We start from the raw sequence: 17,868 nt of genomic DNA, 5'->3' as shown, positions 1-17,868 counted from the left end.
GCCTCCGCGCGATTGGATCGGCAAGCGATCAGTAGATGTCGAAGGGGAAGTACTTCTTGGTGATTTCCTTGTACTTCCCGTTCGCAACGAGCGCGTCGATCGCCTTGTTGAAGCGTTCCTTCAGCTCGGTCTCGCCCTGGCGGATGCCGATGCCGGCCTGCGTTTCCGTACCGGGGACGTCGCCGAGCAACTTGCAGCAATCCTTGCCTGCCTTGTTCAGCCAGTCGACCACCACGAACTTGTCGGAGATCAGGGCGTCCATACGACCGTTCTGCAAGTCGGCGACGGCTTCATCCTGCGTCGGATACATCTTCGCTTCGGCGCCGCCCTTGGCGTAGACGTCGTTCAGGTAGTCGGCCTGCGTGGTCGAAGCCTGGGCGCCAACGGTCTTGCCCTTCATGTCATCGACCGAAACGCCCTTGAGCGGGCTGTCCTTCGGCACGGCAACCGCAAGCGGCGTCGTGTAGTATTTGTTCGTGAAGTCGATCTGCTTCTTGCGTTCCTCGGTGATGCTCATCGACGCGATGATGGCGTCATATTTCTTGGCCAGGAGCCCGGGGATGATGCCATCCCAATCCTGCGCTACGATCGTGCACTTGGCCTTCATCTCGTCGCAGAGCGCATTGGCCATGTCGACGTCGAGGCCCTTCAGGCTGCCGTCGGATTCGACATAGTTGAATGGAGGATAGGCACCTTCCGTTGCGATGCGGATCGTGTCCTCGGCGGATGCGAGGTGCGTCGCCGCAAGCAAGGCAGCGGCCGCCAGGAAAATCGTCTTTCTCATTGCTGTTCCCTTATTGGAATTGTTTTTGCCCAACGGGGCCGACTTTAGCGAATCCGTCCCGCTTCACAACCCCGGACGACCAAAATGCGCACGTCTATCCGATCCTTCGCATATCGCCGCTTGACAGGTGCAATAATCATAGATATTTTTTATCCACGAATTGAGGATGGTCTGATGAAACTGGGTGATGGAGTCGAGCAGGCGATACACAGCGTTTCCATGCTGGCCGGCCTTTCCGAAGGCGGGGTGCTCTCGGCCGCGGCACTCGCAGAGTTCCATGGCGTTTCGACGAGCTATCTTCTGAAGCATCTGCAGGCGCTTTCCGGCGCAGGTATCGTGAGCACGGTTCCGGGGCCGAAGGGCGGATACAAGTTGGCGAAGCCGACAGAGGAGATCAGCCTTCTCGACATCGTCCTTGCTGTCGAAGGGCCGGAGCCGGCTTTCCGCTGCGGCGAGATCCGCCAGCGCGGGCCGAACCAGCTTCCAGGGCGCTATTTCACCAAACCGTGCCAGATCAGCGCGGCGATGCTGAGGGCCGAGCGCGTCTACCGCGCCGAACTCGCCAAGACCAGCATCGCCGACATCCTGGTGCAGCTCGCTGCTGATGACGACGGCGGGATCGCCGCCCGCGGCTGCGCCTTCCTTGAGATCAATGAACGCAGAGCGGCTCGCTGAGCCGCAGAACCCTAAAAGGAGAATGAACCATGCAAGCACGTTTCAACTTCGCCAAGGCCGCGCCGGACGCTTACAAGGCGGTCGCCGCCCTCGAGCAGTATGTTCAGGAATCGGGCCTTGAACGCCGCTTCATCCATCTGATCAAGCTGCGCGCCTCGCAGATCAACGGCTGCGCCTATTGCGTCGACATGCACGTGAAGGAATCCCGGCATGACGGGCTTAGCGAACAGTGGATCAACCTGATGTGCGTCTGGCGGGAATCGCCGATCTATGACGCCAAGGAACGCGCCCTTCTCGGCTGGGTCGATGCCGTGACCCGTATCGCCGAAACCGGCGCACCGGACGCCGATTTCGAAGCCCTGAAGGCCCACTTCACGGAAGAAGAGATCACCAAGATCACGGTCGCGATCGGCACGATCAATGTCTGGAACCGGCTGGCAGTCGGCTTCCGCTCGCAGCACCCGATCGACAAGCCGGCACGGGCTGCCTAAAGCGCGATGTAGCGATCGGCGCGGTGGTTGACGGCCACGAAGAGGTTCAGCACCACCGCGCCTAGAACGGAATAGAAAACCACCGGTGGCGTGGTGACAAAGAAGGCTGCGGCCAGCACACAAAGGTCGATCGCCATCTGCACGAGGCCGGCGCGGATGCCGAAACGCTCCTGCATATAGACGCCCAGGATGCCGACCCCACCGAGGCTGGCGCGGTGGCGATAGAGCGCCAGAAGGCCGAAACCCAGCAGCAGACCGCCGAGCAGGGCCGCCCAGGCCGGATGGATGGCGGAAATGTCCATGACCTTCGGCTGCAGGCTGGTCATGAGCGATGTCAGGCCGATCGCGATAAATGTCTTGACCGTGAAGGCCATGCCGAGCCGCGTCCACGAAAGATAAAAGAACGGCAGGTTGAGCAGGAAGAAGGCGAGACCGAAGTTCACGCCGAAGGCGTAGTGGAGCAGAAACGCGACGCCGGCGGTGCTGCCGGTCAGAAGGCCGGCGCTGGCCAGAACATAAAGCCCGAGCGCCGCAATAAGGCTGCCGGAGAAAATCCCCTGGACGTCTTCGACCGGTGTATGGCGAGTGGCGCTGGTATTCCAGAAACCGAGGGCATTGAAGAGCTGTGCCATTGTCGTTGATCCCCAAACGGCAGACATGTTCATATGCGCCAGGGCGAGACCCGAGCGTGACGAAATGTAGGTGATGAATGGTCCCGGGTGCCTCGAAATCCTGAAAGAACCCTACTGAATTAGCCAGGATTATCAGGCGTTTTCGCAGTGCAATCAAGCGAAATACGTAAGCAATGCTGACCTATTATTCACTTCGCAAGAATCGTTCCGCTATCCCGCCTTGCGCGTAAGGAACAGGATACCTGAAATGATGTTTGAGCCATCTTTGCGAATGGGCGTCTTGCTGACGGCGATGACCTCGAGACCGTGGCGGGCGCAGAGCGCGCGTATATAGCTTTCGGAATGGGCGTAGCGCAGCGACGGCGCGAGATGAAAGCCATCGCCCTCACCCGCGTCCTCGACCGAAAATGCGAAATCGGCGCCCGGCAAGACAAGCGCTGAAACCGCCTCGAACACACTCTCGAGATTGCCGAGATACATCAACACATCCGCGGCAGTGACGAGGTCGGCACGATGCGTCGCTCCCTCGACAAAGAGGCCCGTCGCTTCCGGAGCCAGCGACAGATCGGCTTGCGCCAAGTGATCGTAGATATGCTTCTCGGCAGCCTTGGCGAGCATGTTCTGCGACAGATCGAATCCCTCGAGGCGCGCAACGCGATCACGGATCTCCGGTCCGAGCAAGCCGGTGCCGCAGCCGAGGTCCACGGCCAACGCATAGTTCCTGCCGGTCGTCGCGACGAGCGCCGCAAGCTTGGCGGGAACGCTGTAATCGAGCTTCTCCACCAGTGACGTCTCGAAGCGATCGGCATAGTCGTCGAACAATCGCTCGACATAGCTGGTCGGCGGCTGGTCCGGCATCTCGACGTCGCCAAGCAAAGCGAGCTTGAGCTCGGCTCCGAAAATATCGTCCGGACTGACCTCCAAAGTGCGCCGGTAGGCGTCGATCGCGCCTGACTTATCGCCGGCCTTTTCGCGGTAGCCGGCCAGCCGATACCAGCCGGCCGCCCAGCCCGGCACGAGTTCCAATGCCTGCTCCATCAATTCGGCGGCGGCGTCCGGTTCGCCGCTTTCGTCGAGCATCTTGGCGTAGTCGGCGCGGCGATCGGCGATCACGTCGCCTGAAGTGAGTTGGTTGGGCTGCATGGTGAAGACCTATTGGGATTGGCCCGCATTTGGCTGCGGTCACAAAAAAACTCAAGTCCTATTTCAGAGGCGGAGACGCCAGACCTGAAAAAGGCTTGCGAGCGGCGTTCCGCGCCCGTATTTCAGGGACAAACAGGAGATGGCGCATGTCCGATCAGGTGAACAAGTTTCTCGGCGATTCCCTCGGCCGCACATTGGTCAAGCTTTTGGTCGTATCGCTGATCGTCGGCTTCATCATGGCCGTGTTCGGCTGGGCGCCGCTGGATTTCGTCTACGGCTTCCGCAATTTCGTTCTGGAAGTCTGGCATCGCGGCTTTGCCGCTTTGGGACGCGTCGGCGATTATTTGTTGCTTGGTGCGACCGTCGTGATCCCGGTCTTCGTCCTCATCCGTCTCTTCAGCTATCGGCGCTAATATGTCCTCTCTCATCCTCTCGCGGCGTGGGCTACTACACATATCCGGCCTCGTGCTGGTCGCCGGTGTTGCAAGCTGCACGACCGCGCCCAAGTTCGCTTCCACGCCTTCTGATGGCGAAGACGAAACGGCGGACGCTCTACCGCTAGTCAATCAGTTGCGCGCCAAGAACGGATTGCCGCCGCTTTCGGCGGATCCTGCTGCCAAGGATGCCGCGATGTTCCAGGCCAAGCGCATGGCATCGGCAGGCAAGATGAAGCACGTGATGGGGATCGGCGACGGCTTCGGCCCGCGCGTCAAGGCAAGCGGCGTACAGATGCCGGCCGCCGAAAACATCGCGGCCGGCCAACAGTCGGTGCCGGCCGTTGTGACCGCCTGGATCAACTCTCCGCACCATCTGGAGAACATGCTCGGTCGTTACAATGGTCTCGGCGTTGCGGTAGCACGCAATTCTGCTTCCAAAAGCGTGCCCTATTGGGCAATGGTGCTTTCCGGCTGAGGCGATTCTGCCTCCTTCCTCAGAGGCAGACATGGATACGCACGGTCACGAGAACAGGCTGGCATTCGACGTGACGCACCGACTGGTGCTGTCGATTGCAATTCCGATGACGCTCGGCTTCATGACGACGCCGCTCCTTGGCCTCGTCGACACCGGCGTCGTCGGCCACATGGGTCAGCCGGATGCGCTGGCAGGGCTTGCGATCGGCGCCATGCTCTTCGACCTTATCCTCGGCAGCTTCAACTTCCTGCGCGCCTCCACGACCGGACTGACGGCGCAGGCCTTCGGACGGCACGACCGGCACGCCCAGCAGGGCGTCTTCTGGCGAGCGCTGATCTCCGCGCTCGGCTGCGGCATAGCGCTTCTCTGTCTTTCGCCACTGCTACTCGCAGCCGGGCTGAAGCTGATGGGACCGGAGAGCGCCGTTGCGGCCGCCACCAGCACCTATTTCTCCATCCGCATCCTTGCCGGCCCGGCAGCGCTTGCCAATTACGCGATCCTCGGCTTCGTGCTCGGCCGCGGCCAGGGCACCGTTGGCCTGTTGCTGCAGACGATCATCAACGGCATCAACATCATACTGGCGATCTATCTCGGCCTCTGGCTTGACTGGGGCGTGGCGGGCGTCGCCTGGGGTACGATGGTCGGCGAGACAGCCGGTGCTGTCGTCGGCTTGCTGATTGTCCTTCGCGGCTTCGATCGCGCGCATCGGCCGACACGCACGGAGATCTTCTCCCGGCATCGCCTCGCCGAGCTTTTCGCGCTGAACCGCGACATCCTGATCCGCACCTTCGTGCTGCTCGCCGCTTTCACTCTGATGACGCGGATCGGCACGAGCTTCGGAGCGGTCACGCTGGCCGCCAACGCCGTGCTGATGAACTTCTTCCTGCTCTCCGGATATTATCTCGACGGACTGGCCAACGCGGCAGAGCAGATCACCGGACGGGCGATCGGCGCGCGATACCGGCCGGCCTTCGAGCGTGGCCTGAAGCTGACGGCGCTCTGGTCCTTCGGGCTTGCCGGCCTCATTTCCGTGTTCTTCCTGCTGGCCGGTCCATGGTTGATTTCGGTGCTAACCACCTCGCCGGAGGTGCAGCAGGCGGCCGAAACCTACCTGCCCTGGGCCGCCGTCACCGGACTTACGGGGGCGCTGGCCTTCCTGATGGACGGTGTCTTCATCGGCGCCACCTGGTCGACCGACATGCGCAACCGGATGCTCATGTCGTTTGCCGGCTATCTCATAGCGCTGGCCGTTTTCGTGCCGCTGTTCGGCAATCATGGCCTATGGCTGGCGATGAACGGCTTCCTGCTGTTTCGCGGTGTCTTCCTGGCGATGCTCGTGCGGCCGCGGGCGGATCAGACGTTCCGTCCTGCCCAGTAGTCCGTTCTCGTATCCCTGAGGTCGCGGATGGATCTGACCTGCTCGCGATCGAGCAGCTTCGACAGGCCGCGAACGATCGTGCCCGGGAGGCCCGGCCCCTCATAAACCATGCAGGAATAGAGCTGCACGAGATCGGCACCGGCCTTGATCTTCTCGAGCGCGGTTTCGGCGGACGAGACGCCGCCGACGCCGATGATCGGCAGGCCTGGGCCGACGCGTTTGCGCATTTTGGCGAGAACGGCGGTCGATTTGTCGAACAGCGGCTTGCCGGAAAGCCCGCCGGCCTCCTTCGCCTGACGCTGGTCCCTGAGGCCCTCGCGGGAAAGCGTGGTGTTCGAAACGATCAGGCCGTCCAGGGCATGCGACAGCGCTTCGGCGGCGATATCGTCCAGCCCCTCTTCCGTCAGATCAGGCGCGATCTTCAGGAAGACTGGGATCTTTCTGCCTGCCTTTTCGGCTTCGGCATCGCGGGCAGCAAGCACTGCCGACAAGAGCGCGGCGAGGCTTTCGCGCGCCTGCAAATCGCGCAGGCCCGGCGTGTTCGGTGATGAGATATTGGCGGTGAAATAGCGAGCGACCGAATAGAACCGGCGGATGCCGAGGACATAGTCGACAATGCGGTCCTCGCTGTCCTTGTTGGCGCCGATGTTGACGCCGATCATGCCGTTGCCGCGAATGACCGACAGGCGTGCGAAGGCGGCATCGTGGCCTTCGTTGTTGAAGCCGAGGCGATTGATGACGCCTTCATCCTCGACCAGCCGGAAGATGCGTGGGCGCGGGTTGCCGGGCTGCGGCTTCGGCGTCACGGTGCCGATCTCGGTGAAACCGAAGCCGATCTTCAGCAACGCTTCCGGAACCTCGGCGTTCTTGTCGTAGCCGGCCGCCATGCCAATCGGATTGACGAAATCGAGCCCGGCAACGCTCTGCCGCAGGCGCGGATCGGGGGCGATCCGGCAGGCCGGCACGGCGCCTGCCTTCAGTGCGGCAATCGACATGCCATGAGCGGTTTCGGGGTCGAAGAGGAAGAGACCCTTGCGGGCGGCGTGCTTGAAAAGCTCGATCATGGCGCAAGATCCGGAAAGACGTGCTGGCCGGCGACATCGAGCGGCAGCGGCGCCTCCCATAACACGGCCGACATCGGCAATTCCGCATAGAGGTGTGGAAAGAGAGCGCCGCCGCGCGAGGGTTCGAAGACGAGTTCGTCGCCGAACTTGCTGCTATCGACGGCAACGAGCAGAAGCCCCGCCTGGCCGGCGAAGTGAAGGGCCGCCGTCTGCCTGACCTGGGCGGCTGTCGAGAAGTGGATGTAGCCGTCCGTAAGGTCGATCGGCGCGCCACGAAAAACGCCGGCTGCCCTCGCCTCCTGCCAGAGCGTTTCCGTCACGATCTTGTAAAGCGTGGGTGTCAGGGTCATGATAACCTCAGAATGGCTGGTCTTTCCCGGGCTTTGCCGCAAAGCGGCGGCGATGTCCACGCCTCGCCGCGAAAAATGCGGTGGCCACCGAGATTTCCGGAGGAAACCATGAGAAATATCGCAATCGGCCTTTTCGCGCTTCTCCTGCCGCTCGGCGTTCATGCCGCTGAAACCGACGCATTGCGCTTTCAATTGGAGCGTAGCGGCGACCACTTCGTGCGGCTCGACAAGCAGACCGGCGCCATGTCGCTTTGCGAGGAGAAGGACGGCGCGCTCGTCTGCAGGATGGCCGCCGATGAGCGGGCGGCCTATGAGCAGGAACTCGACCGGCTTTCGGCCCGCGTCACGGCGCTGGAGAACAAAAGCATCGTCAACAAGGCGCTTCCCTCCGACGAGGAGATCAACCGTTCGATCGGCATCATGGAGCGCTGGATGCGGAGCTTCATGGGGATAGTCAAGGAATTCCGAAGCGAGGAGGAGCGCAACGCCCTTCCGCAAAAGACATGAATTGATATAGTCACCTCCGAATGGAGGCATGTATCGTGCGGAGGCACGAGGCATGTCTCGGCGATCGAACTCTTGGGAGGGAGCTATCGATGCAGGAACAGACAATCATCATTGCCGACGACCACCCGCTTTTCCGGGATGCGCTGCGCCAGGCAGTGATTGGTATGGAAGGCCATCCCGAGATCGTCGAGGCCGGCGATTTTGCCGCAGCGCGCATGGCGGCTGGAGCACATCCCGAAGCGGACCTGATGCTGCTCGATCTATCGATGCCTGGTGTCAGCGGCTTTTCCGGCCTGATGGCGCTTCGCTCCGAATTCGCCGGGCTGCCGATCGTCATCATTTCCGCGACGGATGACGCCACGACGATCCGTCGCGCGCTCGAACTCGGCGCATCCGGCTTCATCTCCAAATCCTCCGGGATCGACGACATTCGCCGCGGTATCCAGACGGTCCTTGCCGGCGATATCGCGACCCCCGAGACTTATCGGGACGGGCAGGAACAGGATCCTGATGTCGCCGACCTGATCCACCGGCTGCACACGCTGACACCGCAGCAGAGCCGTGTGCTGACGATGCTGGCGGAAGGTCTTCTCAACAAGCAGATCGCCTATGAGCTCGGCGTTTCCGAGGCGACGATCAAGGCGCATGTCTCGGCGATCCTGCTCAAGCTCGATGTCGACAGCCGTACGCAGGCGGTGATCCAGCTCGGCAAGATCAACATGGCCTTGGTCGCCTGAGGCGAGACAGGATTTTATTCCTTTCATCTCTTTACTCCCGCTGGGCTTGCGGTTAATATTTCGTCGTTGAACGATGGCGCAGGCGCGCAGGAATCAGGCGACATGCTGTCACACGAGCAGATTTGGGGGGCGATCGACAGGCTTGCCGAACGGCATGACCTGACGCCTTCAGGTCTTGCCCGGCGCGCGGGGCTCGATCCAACCTCCTTCAACAAGTCCAAGCGGCTCTCCGCCGATGGGCGGTTGCGCTGGCCGTCGACGGAATCGATCGCCAAGGTGCTGGATGCAACGGGCGCCAGCATGGAGCAGTTCCTGACGTTCATGCGGCCGGCAGGGAGCTTTTCCAGTCTTCCGGAAGGCGGCTTCCCGCGGCAGGGCAGCTCGATTCCGCTGCTCGGCTTTGCGCAGGCCGGTGCCGGCGGCTTCTTCGATGATGGCGGCTTTCCGGCTGGGCAAGGCTGGGACGTTGTGGAATTCCCGGCCGCACCCTCGCAGAAGGCAGGCGTCTATGCGCTCGAAGTCCAGGGCGAGAGCATGATGCCGCTCTACCGCGACGGCGACGTCTTGATCGTCGAGCCTGGCGCGCAGGTTCGACGCAATGATCGCGTCGTCGTCAAGACGCGCGAAGGCGAAGTGATGGCGAAGGTGCTGTTGCGCCAGAGCCCGCGATCGATCGAATTGATGTCGCTCAACCCGGAGCATCCCAACCGAACAATTGAACTTTCCGACGTGGATTGGATCGCCCGCATCATCTGGGCCAGCCAGTAGGAAGATATTCCATGCGTCCTGCGGCAATTCTGACCGCTGTTGCAGGGATCGGAATTGTCGCCGACCTGATTGCGGCCGGCGGACAGCGGCTTGGCTCGGCCATTGATCCGGCGGAAACGGCAGCGCCGATGGAAGCGCAAGTGCCGCCCCCCGCTCCGACGGCTCAACCGACCTCAAATCCCGAAGCCAGCATGAATGCGCGGCGTGTCGACGAGGCCAGCCAGTTCTACCCTGCGGTCATCGACGGCAAGCCACTCGAGCGCATCGCGCCCGTTGTGCCGGAGCAACCGGCAAACCCTGCCAAAGACAGGGGCGTGAACCTTGTTCGCCCGATCGCGGAAAGCGCCGGTGTCCTGGCGTTTGGCGACCGTCGCCTGCAGCTTGCCGGCATCGACCCAACGCCGGCGGACAAGACATGCATCGACAGCGGGGGCCGTGAGTGGCCATGCGGGATGCTGGCAAAGACCAATCTGCGGCTGCTGCTGCGCCTCAGGGCCGTCCGCTGCGATCTCGACAGTGCGGAATGGACCGGTACCGTCACGGCCGCCTGCAGGATCGGTACGCAGGAAATTTCACAGTGGCTCGTCGAAAACGGCTGGGCAGAGGCGGCGAAGGGATCTGCGCTCGCCGAGGCCGGCGAGAAGGCAAAACAGGCGGGCAAAGGCATCCATGGCAACGACCCTCGCAGCCTCGCAGAAACCAGCGGTCCTGAGGATCTGCCTTCCGATCTGCCGCCCGACGGCTTGTAATGTCGCTGGGCAACTCCTAGACTCTGGCCTCACTTCGAAGGGATCATCGAGACATGAACAAGCCGCTTTCCGCCCATGACGCCTTGATCTACGTGATGGTGATGGCATCCGCCGTCGACAGCACGATGAACGATCGCGAGATGGAGCGCATCGGCCAACTGATCGGCTTCCTGCCGGTCTTCCGTGATTTCGACGACGAAAAGCTGATTTCCATCGCGCGCGATTGCGCGGGACTGCTGGCTGGTCCCGAAGGGCTCGACATCGTGCTCGAAACCGTCAAGGACACGCTGCCGTCGCGCCTCTACGACACGGCCTATGCGCTCGCGGTCGAAATTGCTTCCGCCGATCTCTCGGTGAAGGCGGAAGAGCTGCGCCTTCTCAGCCTGCTTCGCGACCGCCTCGGCCTCGATAAGCTCACTTGCGCCGCCATCGAGCGCAGCGCGATCGCGCGCTTTCGCAAGGGCTAGAGCCTTTCAGGCTTAATACAGGCCGTAAGGGAAGTAGCGCAGGTAGATTTCCTGCAGGCGGCCACTGCGCGACAGCGCTGCCAGCGCGTGATCGAGCGCTGCCGTAAGGACATCGTCCTTCTGACGGAGCATGATCGTCATGCCTTCGCCGAGAAACTGCTCGGAGAGATAAGGCCCGTCGAACAGCGCGCAGCATTTCGCCGAGGCCTCCGACGAAACCCAGAAGGAGAGCTGGAGGGAATCCGCGAAGACGGCCTCCAGCTTGCCATCCTTGAGTGCTGCAAGAAGGGCGTCCTTGCTGTCGAAGGGTACGGCCTTCACCTTCGGGAAATAGGCCGCCAGCATGGCTTCGTGCGCCGTCGCCTTGACGACGCCGACCGGATGATCGGCCAGAGCGCTGGCATTCTCGCCCTTGATGGAAGCCTTTAAGTTTCGAACGAAGCGGGCGGGCAGCATGAGATAGGGGCGCGAAAAGGCGAACTGTCGCCGCAGCTCCTCGCTGACGGCGACGCCGGCAATCACGGCATCGCCCTGCGAGGCCGCGAGCGCGGCATTCAGGTCAGCGAACGGCAGCGCCTGGATCTGGCATTTGCTGGCAATCTCCAGCTCGTTACAGATCTCGCGGGCGAGATCGACGTTGAAACCGGAAAGCTTGCCATTCTGATCGGTAAAATTGAACGGTGGAAAGTCGATCGTCGTCAGGAAACGCAGGCGGACGAGCGACGAAAGATCCGGTTTGGCAAGGCGCTCCCTGGAATCGAAAAGCAGCGGCAAGCCTGGCATCGCCTCCTGCGCCGACAACGAGAGCGGGCAGAAAAACACAATCAAAGACAGCCAAAAGCTGCATAGCCCCTTAAGATTCAGGGATGCCAGTTTAAATTGCATCATTATGATCGACCTCGGGGAAAGCATGCACTGCCATTCTGGAAACGGTGTATCAGAGTCATGCGTGTCGGGGAATATGCGTCGGGCGGGATCGAAGACCGCACGCTCTTGGATGATGGTTCAATACGCCACGGCGCGCCGCCTGCGCGCGCGGTAAACGATTCCTACCAGAGGTTCTGCTGCAACTCGGCATCGGCAGGCCGACAATCGCCCGCCCGATGCAGGTCGCACGCCGCAACGGCGCGAGCATCGAACAGGAACTCATTGCAAGCGGCTCCATCGATGCCGACAGCTACTACGCATCCCTGGCGCGCGGGCTCCGGCTTCCCTTCCTTTCGGCAATCGACAGCTCCCTCCTCAACGATGACAAGGCACTCGACAGCCAGCTTCTGCAGGCTCGCTGCGTCCGGCCGAACTACATCAGCAAAGGCATGCTGGCGATCGTGCCTGAAGCCCGAAACCTGGTGATGCGCGAGCCAGCGCGCCTCCCGCGCGAGATGGGCGTGGGCGGCTTTCTGGTGTTCCAGTTGCTGATCGGAGGAATGCTGTTTTCCTCTCTCACCCATCCCTGGCTGATCATGCTCCTTGTCACCACCGCCGGCTACCTAGCGCTCGGCTTTCCGCCCGCCGGCAGCAGCGAAGGCGCGCTCTTGCTCCTCGATCTTGCCAATATGGCGGCAAGCTGCGGCCTCTTTCTGCTGCTCGGCAGGGTCGCGATGCTGCGTGAGGAAAAACGCACCATCGGCTGGCGCTGGATCTATGTCCCGCTCTATTGCCTGATGATCTCGGTGGGGGCATGGCGCGCCCTTCTCGAGCTGCCGAGAAAGCCCTTCTTCTGGGACAAGACGCCTCATGTCCCTGTCAGCACCAGTGAGAAGTTGCGCCCCGCTTAGCATGACTCGTCCCTAGGCGGCGGGACCCGAAATTTTTTCCGGGGACAGATCCCAAGCGTTAGGGCCACATTAAGCAATGTCCCATTCTATTCGCCAGGACGACGCCGGCTCACGGGCCGAATGCATGATGCGCATGTCGAGCCTTCCGGGCATCCCACCATGCCGTATCCCGCGACATAAAATGCTTCAATAGTCGGCCCGCCCGCGGTCGGGTCAAGCGACTGGACATAGCCATGCTGAAGAACTTGAAAATCCGGACGAAGATCATTTCTGTCGTCGCGCTTCTCGGGGCGATCGCGCTCGGGGGCCTCGTTTATGTCATCACCGAATTCCGCGGTGCCGATGCCACCTACAGCGCCTTCATCGATAACGAGGCACTGGCAGCCATGCAGGCATCCCGCGCCAGCGCCTCGGCAACCGCTGCCGTGCTGCAGGTCACGCTTATCGCCGGCCTCAAGCCGGAGACGCCGGCTTTCAATACGGCGCTCACGACGCCAAGCAAGATGCCTCAAGCGCGCGAACGCCTGGAACAGGCGGCGGCTTTGGTACCTAGCCGCAAGCCGGCGATTGACGACATCCTCGTCGGCATCGCCGAGATGGAAGCGCTTTCCAGCAAGGTCATCGACCTCGCCAAGGCAAAGGACAGTGCCGGCGCGCAGCTTGCAGCAAGCATGCTCAATGCGAAGCTGAACACGGTCACTCCGAAAATGATCGCCAACAATGATGCGCTGATGGCATTGCTGAACGATGGCGGCGACGCGCTCTCCATTAGCGTCAACCAGCGCATCACTCTCAGTTTCGTACTGATCGGGCTCGCTGTCATGGGCGCGATCGGCCTTTCTGTGTGGGTCGCGCAATCGGGGATCACCACGCCCATGGTTCGTCTGCGTGACCGGATGGCTCAGCTTGCCGAGGGAGATACGCACGGCGCCATCGACGGCCTCGACCGTCGTGACGAGGTTGGCCAGATGGCCGGCGCCGTTGCCGTCTTCCGCGACAATGCCGTCGATCGTATCCGGCTTGAGGGCGAGGCCGAAAAGAGCCGCAATCTCAGCGACAGCGAACGCCGAGAACGTGAAGCTCAGCGCGCAACCGAGGCTGCCGATCTCGCGCGCGCGGTCAGCGCGCTTGGCGACGGCTTACGCCGGCTGGCCGCAGGCGACCTCGCATCTCGGATCGATACGGCGTTTGTCGGCGACCTCGATAGTCTGCGACAGGATTTCAACAACTCGATCCTGCGCTTGAACGACACTATGCAGACAGTCGGCGCCAACGCCCGCGCCATCACTGCCGGCGCAACCGAGATCCGCGCCTCGGCGGACGAGCTTTCGAAGCGCACCGAGCAGCAGGCAGCGTCCGTCGAGGAGACGGCAGCGGCCCTCGAGGAGATCACCACCACCGTGAAGGATGCCGCCAAGCGTGCCGAGGAAGCACGTGGGCTCGTGGCACGCACGCGCGCCGGTGCAGAAAAGTCCGGCGAAGTGGTCAGCAAGGCCGTCAACGCCATGCAGCAGATCGCGCAATCCTCCGCGGAGATCGGCAACATCATCGGCGTCATCGACGACATCGCCTTCCAGACCAATCTTCTGGCCCTCAACGCCGGCGTCGAGGCCGCGCGCGCCGGTGAAGCCGGCAAGGGCTTTGCCGTCGTTGCCCAGGAGGTGCGTGAACTTGCACAGCGCTCGGCCAATGCCGCCAGGGAGATCAAGTCGCTGATCACCACATCGGGCGACCATGTGCAGACGGGCGTGTCGCTTGTCGGCGAAACCGGCAAGGCGCTTGATGCGATCGTTCACGAGGTTCAGGAGATCAACCAGCACGTCGACGCGATCGCCGAGGCCGCCCGCGAGCAATCGACCGGCCTGCAGGAGATCAACACGGCGGTGAACTCGATGGACCAGGGAACGCAGAAGAATGCGGCCATGGTCGAGGAAAGCACGGCGGCGAGCCACAAGCTCGCGACGGAAGCGGCGACACTCAACAACCTGCTCGACCAGTTCAAGCTGACCGGCACTGGCAGTTTCAGCGCTAACATTGCCGCGGCAGCGCCGCTGCAGGGCACTCACATCCATTCGGCGCCACGGCCGGCCGCGCCGCCGGTCGCAGCCAGAAAGGCACCCGTCCGCATCGCCACTCCGGGTGTCACCCGCCCCTCTAGCTCGCCGGCTCGGGCGCTTGGGCAGAAACTTGCAAGCGCATTTGGTGCAAGCAGCGCCTCTTCGAGCCCACGCGACAACGCCGATTGGACGGAATTCTGATCCCAGCAAAACGGTACAAAAGCAAAGGGCGGCTCAATGCCGCCCTTTTCGATTATAGACTTTCGACTTCAAACAGCGAGCCATGGCCCGGCTGCCGCACAAGACGGAAGCTAAAAAGGGTGCTCAGGCAAACCCGAGCGGAATTTGCTCGACCTTGCGGCCGCGACCATAATCGCGCTCATAGGAAGCACGATCGTCATCGCGCGCAGACGCAAGAACCACTTCCGGCGCATAGTAGCCGTCAGCGTAAGTGCCGGTATCGCCATTCTCCCGGATCTCGCGCTTCGCCGTGAAAATCTTCAAAAGCATTCTGCAACTCCTCCTGATCATGCCGACAACGACCAAGGGGTCGCCTGCGTTCCCGTGATATCGGAGAATAGTTAAAAATTAACCATGTTTATTAGAGGATTGTCAACTATTTCAATTTCCTTCGAGGCTACCTCTTAAGGGCGTTCTTCCTCGTGGAGTAAGACAGCGAACGACGGCGGCCCACGTGGGCACCACGCTCAGACCACAGTGCGGCTGAAATCCGCTCAGTCCCAGCAAAACCATCTGAACTTGGAGCGGGTGAAGGGAATCGAACCCTCGTATTCAGCTTGGGAAGCTGCTGCTCTACCATTGAGCTACACCCGCGTTGGAGCGAGATTTCCAATAGATGGGTGCCGCTGTCAAGCGGGTATCGGCGTTGTCAGATGCGGAAGTGCTTCGAGAGTTTCAGGCCCTGGGCCTGATAGTTGGAGCCGAGGCCGGAGCCGTAGAGGCTCTCGGGGTGCTCCTGCATATGCTCATAGACGAGGCGACCGACGATCTGGCCGTCCTCGAGGATGAAGGGAACCTCGTGGCTGCGGACCTCGAGCACGGCGCGGCTGCCGCGGCCGCCGGCGGGGACGTGGCCGAAGCCGGGGTCGAAGAAGCCTGCATAATGCACGCGAAATTCGCCAACCAACGGATCGAAGGGGGTCATCTCTGCCGCGTAGTGCGGTGGCACATGGATGGCTTCGCGCGAGACGAGAATATAAAACTCGTCCGGATCCAGGATCAGTTCGTTGCGACCGCGGCTATAGAGAGGTTCCCAGAAGTCATAGATGTCGTGCTGCGCCTTCTTGTCGACATCGACGACTGCAGTGTGGTGCTTACCGCGGTAGCCGATCAGTCCATCCTTGTCGCCGGCCAAATCAATCGACAGGGCAATGCCGCCGCCGGAGACGTTCGGCAGCTTGCTGGCGACCAGCGTTTCGGCATCGTGGAGCGCGAGCAATTCCGGCTCCCCAAGTATCGAATGGCCGACCCGGAAGCGGATCTGCGACAGGCGCGAGCCTCGACGCACGACGATCGGGAAAGTACGCGGACTGATTTCGAGATAGAGCGGGCCGGAGTAGCCAGCCGGGATTTTGTCGAACTCCTGCGCGTAGTCGGTGATGACGCGGGTGAAGATATCGAGACGTCCGGTCGAGCTTTTGGGATTGGCCGAGGCCGACATGTCGGCCGACAGGTCGAGGCGCTCCATCAAGGGAACGATATAGACACAGCCGGTCTCCAGCACGGCGCCTTCGCTGAGGTCGACGACGTGGAGGCTGAGGCGATCGAGCTTATCGGACACCAAATGGGAAGGACCCGGCATGAAGCTCGCGCGAACGCGGAATGCCTTCGCGCCAAGCCTGAGGTCAAGGCTTGCCGGTTGGATCTGGTCGTGGTCCAAATCGCGCTCGCTGGTGAGACGTCCCGCCTCAAAGAGCGCGGCTATCGCGCGATCCGCCAAAATTCCTGTTTCGCGAGCCATCATGCCCCATCCATATTCGCGGGAGACAAAACCAAACTCAAGGAATTGACGCAAGCATAGAACGGCAGTATTGCACTTTTATCCCGTGGTGATTTGGCCGGTCGGCTTGCAGCCACGTTAAACAAGTGGCTAAAAGGACCGGGTGCAAAACCGGTCTGCTTTCGCGGCCGGTTTTTTTGTTGTTTGAAAGTGGTGATTCATGAGCAAGACTTGGCGCCCCGCAACCCAACTCGTTCACGACGGCTCTTTGCGCTCGCAATATGGCGAGACCTCGGAAGCCATCTACCTCACGCAGGGCTTCGTCTATGAGAGCGCGGAAGCGGCCGAAGCGCGCTTCAAGGGCGAAACGGAAGGCTATATCTACGCTCGCTACGGCAGCCCGACAAACGACATGTTCGAGAAGCGCATGTGCGCACTGGAAGGCGCAGAGGAAGCCCGCGCCACGGCCTCCGGCATGGCAGCCGTCACCGCCGCAATCCTCTGCCAGGTGAAGGCCGGCGACCACATCGTTGCCGCCCGCGCCCTCTTCGGCTCCTGCCGCTGGGTCGTCGAGACGCTCGCCCCGAAATACGGTATCGAATGCACGCTGGTCGACGGTCGCTATCTGGAAAACTGGGAAAAGGCGATCCGCCCGAACACCAAGGTGTTCTTCCTGGAAAGCCCGACCAATCCGACACTCGAGGTGATAGACATTGCCGGCGTCGCCAAGCTCGCCAACCAGATCGGCGCCAAGGTCGTGGTCGACAACGTCTTCGCCACGCCGATCTTCCAGAAGCCGCTCGAGCTCGGCGCCCATATCGTCGTCTATTCGGCCACCAAGCACATCGACGGCCAGGGCCGCAGCCTCGGTGGCGTCATCCTCTCCGACCGGGAATGGGTCAACGAGAACCTTCAGGACTACTACCGCCACACCGGCCCGGCCATGTCGCCGTTCACGGCATGGACGCTGCTGAAGGGACTCGAGACGCTGCCGCTGCGCGTCAAGCAGCAGACCGAAAACGCATCGAAGATCGCCGACTTCCTGGCCGATCAGCCGAAGGTCGCCAAGGTCATCTATCCCGGCCGCAACGATCATCCGCAGGCCGACATCGTCGCCAAGCAGATGAAGGGTGGCTCGACACTGGTCGCCATCGAACTCAAGGGCGGCAAGGAAGCAGCTTTCGCGCTCCAAAACGCCTTGCAGGTCGTCAAGATCTCCAACAATCTGGGCGACGCCAAGAGCCTGATCACGCATCCGGCTACGACGACGCACAAGAACCTGACCGACGAAGCACGGGCGGAGCTCGGCATTTCCGGCGGTACCGTTCGTCTTTCCGCCGGCATCGAGGACACGGACGACCTGATCGAGGACTTCGCCCAGGCTCTCGCAAAAGTGAACGCCTGATCAGCCGACAT

General features: G+C 61.7%; 21 protein-coding genes, 1 tRNA gene and 1 riboswitch. Of the genes, 13 read left to right on the top strand and 9 right to left on the bottom strand.

From position 1 onward, the window contains the following. Nucleotides 1-28: 28 nt before the first annotated feature. A complete protein-coding gene (locus tag IB248_RS04215; RefSeq protein ID WP_018858599.1) occupies nt 29-784 on the bottom strand; it encodes an ABC transporter substrate-binding protein in 756 nt (251 codons plus the stop codon). A 174-nt stretch (nt 785-958) separates the two neighbouring features. On the opposite strand from IB248_RS04215, the gene IB248_RS04210 reads away from it, so the two are divergent. Both IB248_RS04210 and IB248_RS04205 read left to right on the top strand, forming a co-directional pair. Next, nucleotides 959-1,459, top strand: coding sequence for an Rrf2 family transcriptional regulator (locus IB248_RS04210; RefSeq protein WP_018858600.1), 501 nt, complete (start codon nt 959-961; stop codon nt 1,457-1,459). A 29-nt stretch (nt 1,460-1,488) separates the two neighbouring features. Next, nucleotides 1,489-1,950, top strand: a complete 462-nt coding sequence (locus tag IB248_RS04205; RefSeq protein WP_018858601.1) for a carboxymuconolactone decarboxylase family protein — start codon at nt 1,489-1,491, stop codon at nt 1,948-1,950. On the opposite strand, the gene IB248_RS04200 is transcribed toward IB248_RS04205, so the two are convergent. Beyond that, nucleotides 1,947-2,582, bottom strand: coding sequence for a YitT family protein (locus IB248_RS04200; RefSeq protein ID WP_018858602.1), 636 nt, complete (start codon nt 2,580-2,582; stop codon nt 1,947-1,949). The genes IB248_RS04205 and IB248_RS04200 overlap by 4 nt on opposite strands. A 210-nt stretch (nt 2,583-2,792) precedes the next feature. Next, on the bottom strand, nt 2,793-3,725 hold the full coding sequence (locus IB248_RS04195; RefSeq protein WP_169683764.1) for a methyltransferase domain-containing protein: 933 nt from the start codon (nt 3,723-3,725) through the stop codon (nt 2,793-2,795). 146 nt (nt 3,726-3,871) lie between these two features. Between IB248_RS04195 and IB248_RS04190 the strand changes: the two genes are divergently transcribed. From IB248_RS04190 to IB248_RS04180, 3 genes are read left to right on the top strand one after another with little or no spacing between them, the layout of a single operon-like run. Then, the gene (locus tag IB248_RS04190; RefSeq protein ID WP_018858604.1) at nt 3,872-4,138 is read left to right on the top strand and encodes a DUF6460 domain-containing protein; all 267 of its coding nucleotides are present in this window, start codon (nt 3,872-3,874) and stop codon (nt 4,136-4,138) included. A gap of 1 nt (nt 4,139) precedes the next feature. Then, nucleotides 4,140-4,637: a CAP domain-containing protein gene (locus IB248_RS04185; RefSeq protein ID WP_169683763.1), complete on the top strand. Its 498-nt coding sequence runs from the start codon at nt 4,140-4,142 to the stop codon at nt 4,635-4,637. Between the two features lie 31 nt (nt 4,638-4,668). Further along, a complete protein-coding gene (locus IB248_RS04180) occupies nt 4,669-6,015 on the top strand; it encodes an MATE family efflux transporter (protein WP_025660372.1) in 1,347 nt (448 codons plus the stop codon). Here IB248_RS04180 and IB248_RS04175 read toward each other — a convergent pair. Together IB248_RS04175 and IB248_RS04170 are read right to left on the bottom strand one after the other, a co-directional pair. Continuing rightward, the gene (locus IB248_RS04175; RefSeq protein ID WP_192240371.1) at nt 5,991-7,079 is read right to left on the bottom strand and encodes a quinone-dependent dihydroorotate dehydrogenase; all 1,089 of its coding nucleotides are present in this window, start codon (nt 7,077-7,079) and stop codon (nt 5,991-5,993) included. The genes IB248_RS04180 and IB248_RS04175 overlap by 25 nt on opposite strands. Continuing rightward, entirely contained in the window at nt 7,076-7,429 is a 354-nt protein-coding gene (locus tag IB248_RS04170; RefSeq protein WP_192240370.1) for a DUF952 domain-containing protein, read from the bottom strand. Before IB248_RS04170 ends, IB248_RS04175 begins: the two co-directional genes overlap by 4 nt. 108 nt (nt 7,430-7,537) lie before the next feature. Here IB248_RS04170 and IB248_RS04165 point away from each other — a divergent pair, with 108 nt between their 5' ends. The 5 genes from IB248_RS04165 (at nt 7,538) to IB248_RS04145 (ending at nt 10,657) form a co-directional block, all read left to right on the top strand. Next, nucleotides 7,538-7,936 (top strand): hypothetical protein, encoded by a 399-nt coding sequence (locus tag IB248_RS04165; RefSeq protein ID WP_018858609.1) that lies wholly within the window; start codon nt 7,538-7,540, stop codon nt 7,934-7,936. An 89-nt stretch (nt 7,937-8,025) separates the two neighbouring features. Then, nucleotides 8,026-8,673, top strand: coding sequence for a response regulator transcription factor (locus IB248_RS04160; protein ID WP_192240369.1), 648 nt, complete (start codon nt 8,026-8,028; stop codon nt 8,671-8,673). Between the two features lie 102 nt (nt 8,674-8,775). Continuing rightward, on the top strand, nt 8,776-9,441 hold the full coding sequence (locus IB248_RS04155; protein ID WP_018858611.1) for a helix-turn-helix transcriptional regulator: 666 nt from the start codon (nt 8,776-8,778) through the stop codon (nt 9,439-9,441). 11 nt (nt 9,442-9,452) lie between these two features. After that, on the top strand, nt 9,453-10,190 hold the full coding sequence (locus tag IB248_RS04150; RefSeq protein ID WP_169683759.1) for a thermonuclease family protein: 738 nt from the start codon (nt 9,453-9,455) through the stop codon (nt 10,188-10,190). 53 nt (nt 10,191-10,243) lie between these two features. After that, on the top strand, nt 10,244-10,657 hold the full coding sequence (locus IB248_RS04145) for a tellurite resistance TerB family protein (protein WP_018858613.1): 414 nt from the start codon (nt 10,244-10,246) through the stop codon (nt 10,655-10,657). Between the two features lie 12 nt (nt 10,658-10,669). On the opposite strand, the gene IB248_RS04140 is transcribed toward IB248_RS04145, so the two are convergent. Then, nucleotides 10,670-11,545: a transporter substrate-binding domain-containing protein gene (locus tag IB248_RS04140; RefSeq protein ID WP_025660379.1), complete on the bottom strand. Its 876-nt coding sequence runs from the start codon at nt 11,543-11,545 to the stop codon at nt 10,670-10,672. A gap of 215 nt (nt 11,546-11,760) precedes the next feature. Here IB248_RS04140 and IB248_RS04135 point away from each other — a divergent pair, with 215 nt between their 5' ends. Together IB248_RS04135 and IB248_RS04130 are read left to right on the top strand one after the other, a co-directional pair. Continuing rightward, a complete protein-coding gene (locus IB248_RS04135; protein WP_192240368.1) occupies nt 11,761-12,435 on the top strand; it encodes a hypothetical protein in 675 nt (224 codons plus the stop codon). Nucleotides 12,436-12,668: 233 nt separating this feature from the next. Continuing rightward, nucleotides 12,669-14,693 carry a methyl-accepting chemotaxis protein gene (locus tag IB248_RS04130; protein ID WP_192240367.1) on the top strand — a complete coding sequence of 675 codons (2,025 nt, stop codon included), beginning with the start codon at nt 12,669-12,671 and terminating at the stop codon, nt 14,691-14,693. A gap of 123 nt (nt 14,694-14,816) precedes the next feature. Here the strand turns inward: IB248_RS04130 and IB248_RS04125 are convergent, their stop codons facing one another. From IB248_RS04125 to IB248_RS04115, 3 genes are all read right to left on the bottom strand, one after another. After that, complete coding sequence (locus IB248_RS04125) at nt 14,817-15,002, bottom strand: hypothetical protein (protein WP_018857618.1); 186 nt, start codon at nt 15,000-15,002, stop codon at nt 14,817-14,819. 250 nt (nt 15,003-15,252) lie between these two features. Continuing rightward, a tRNA-Gly gene (locus tag IB248_RS04120) sits at nt 15,253-15,326 on the bottom strand. 55 nt (nt 15,327-15,381) lie between these two features. Continuing rightward, entirely contained in the window at nt 15,382-16,476 is a 1,095-nt protein-coding gene (locus IB248_RS04115) for a 2'-deoxycytidine 5'-triphosphate deaminase (RefSeq protein WP_025660383.1), read from the bottom strand. A gap of 72 nt (nt 16,477-16,548) precedes the next feature. Next, nucleotides 16,549-16,627, top strand: a riboswitch (SAM riboswitch). 45 nt (nt 16,628-16,672) lie between these two features. On the opposite strand from IB248_RS04115, the gene IB248_RS04110 reads away from it, so the two are divergent. Further along, nucleotides 16,673-17,857, top strand: coding sequence for an O-succinylhomoserine sulfhydrylase (locus tag IB248_RS04110; protein ID WP_113161029.1), 1,185 nt, complete (start codon nt 16,673-16,675; stop codon nt 17,855-17,857). Nucleotides 17,858-17,868: the final 11 nt, after the last annotated feature.

Source organism: Rhizobium sp. RHZ01 (genome assembly GCF_014851595.1).
GTDB lineage: Bacteria > Pseudomonadota > Alphaproteobacteria > Rhizobiales > Rhizobiaceae > Rhizobium > Rhizobium altiplani.
This window is presented reverse-complemented; position numbering and strand designations above follow the sequence as displayed.